A 2,085-nucleotide genomic window follows, 5' to 3' on the forward strand; every position below is an offset into this window, starting at 1 on the left:
GATGCTCAACAATGTAAAGATATAATTCTCAAAGAGTTAGCGGAAATTACACCTACTTCAACACCAGAAAAAGCACCAGAACCATTACAACCAGAAGTTTCTATTGATGATTATATCAAACAAGCAGAAATGCTATTTTTAGAAAAACGCCATGAAGATGCTTTAGCTGTTTACGAACAACTCATTAAAATTCAACCTGAAAATCCAGAAAATTGGCTGAAACGGGGGATAATTCTCAATCGTCTAAAACGCTATAAAGATGCTATAGCTTCCTATAATCAAGCCATTAAAATCAATCCTGAATATCATCAAGCTTGGTGTGATATTGGTGTGGCTTGTGGAAATTTAGGAAAACATCAAGAGGCTTTTAACTGTTTTGATAAAGCTACTAAAATTAAACCTGATGATGGAGTTGCTTGGGTAAATCGTGGTTTATCTTTGCTAGAATTAGAACGTTATGAAGATGCAGTTACTTCTTTTGATAAAGCTCTAGAATTTCAACCCAATTCTCCTAAAGTCTGGGATAAACGGGGTTACACTTTGGTAATGTTGGGAGAAGATGATCAAGCAATTATCAGTTTTGATAAAGCATTAGAAATTAAATCTGATTATCCTAGCGCGTATTATCATAAAGCTGCCTGTTATGCACTCCAAAGAAAGGTGGAATTAGCTTTGGAAAATCTGCAAAAAGCTATGGAATTTAATCCCAGTTATCGAGAAGATGCTGCAACTGATATTGATTTTGATGACATTAAAAATGAGCCAGATTTTCAAACATTAATTCAGGGTTAATGTTAGAAAACCTACTGTGTTGGGTAACATACGTCAACCCAACCTTGTATCTTAGAGGTAGATGACATTGAGAACCAAATTTATATAGTACGAAGTTACTATACTCGTGTTTGGCTGTCAACTACCACAGGAAATTGGTGGAAATCTACCCTGCGGTACTAGCTTTTCTGGCGCAAAAAATCAACAATTGTTCTTTCTTGACTAATTAATCTAGAAGATTTAAGATATACTTTCTTTTAAAGCATAATGCAGTTAGTTAAGACGCATATTTTTGTGACTTTTAATTGAGTTTCCACTCCTTTTTTACCTATGACAATCACACTGACTATTCCCGGAATGGCTTGTTCTGCTTGTGCTAGTAATATAACCAAGGCAGTTAAAGCTGTTGATGCTAATGCTATTGTGGAAGCTGATCCTCAAACCAAGTTTGTCAATGTAGATACTCAAGCTTCAGAAACTGCTATTAAAGAAGCTTTGACTGCTGCTGGTTATCCTCCTGCTTAAAATCAAATCCCCGATTTCTTTGAGAAGTCGGGGATTTTGTTATTTCGGCTGAATATGATGGGAAATTTGGAAATTATTTCTCCTTTATATTTATATTCTGTCTAATTTCTTCAACACTTAATTTTAAAACTTGTGCAATTTGTTCTATAGTTAACCCCAATCCTATCAAACCGGGAACTGTTTCTAATTTAGCTTCTTCCCGTCCTTCTTCTTTTGCTTCTTGATAAAATCGGGTTTGTTTTAACTCACTTAATCCAAACATGGCTTCTATTTCCTCCCTATTCATTCTCGGAAACTTGTAAATTAAAATCGTCTCGATGATTTGCAATACTTGTTGCTGTTGAAGTTGAGAATTTACCTCTTGTTTAGTTCTATTGATTAATTCTCTAGCTTGAGTAATTGCCTTATCGTCCTTAGCGATGATTAGTTTTATTGTAGCAATACCAATGGGTAAAGATGTTGTTTCTCCTAATTCATCGAGATAAATAACTCTAACCCGCTGACTAGTGAAGAATTCTTGATAATGCTGAATATCTCTTGTATCTATGCTGCGAGTTGGATAGATAACTACAGCATTCCAGCGATTTTTGGGTTTGTTTTGACGAATGTAAAGAAATATTTCGGCAAAGAGTCTATCGTAGAGATCCTCATCTAATTGAAATTGGACTTCTAAAAAGTAAATAGGGTTATCTATGCTTTGGTTAGGTAAGAAAACTCCATCTATTCTGAAGGCTGTTTGTTTAACTTCAACTGATGAAAATTGATAACTTTCGGCTAATTGGGGAGAGC

3 protein-coding genes are annotated in these 2,085 nt (G+C 34.9%); 2 read left to right on the plus strand and 1 reads right to left on the minus strand.

What is annotated here, in order from left to right; all coding sequences use genetic code 11:
- Positions 1–792: tetratricopeptide repeat protein (locus tag FJR08_RS22420; protein ID WP_168634631.1), on the plus strand; the 792-nt coding region annotated here is incomplete at its 5' end.
- A 309-nt stretch (positions 793–1,101) separates the two neighbouring features.
- Entirely contained in the window at positions 1,102–1,296 is a 195-nt protein-coding gene (locus FJR08_RS22425) for a heavy-metal-associated domain-containing protein (protein ID WP_168634632.1), read from the plus strand.
- A gap of 73 nt (positions 1,297–1,369) precedes the next feature.
- Here FJR08_RS22425 and FJR08_RS22430 read toward each other — a convergent pair.
- On the minus strand, positions 1,370–2,085 hold a 716-nt coding region (locus FJR08_RS22430; RefSeq protein ID WP_168634633.1), incomplete at its 5' end, for an Rpn family recombination-promoting nuclease/putative transposase.

It is taken from the genome of Dolichospermum sp. UHCC 0260 (genome assembly GCF_009711985.1).
Lineage (GTDB): Bacteria > Cyanobacteriota > Cyanobacteriia > Cyanobacteriales > Nostocaceae > Dolichospermum > Dolichospermum lemmermannii.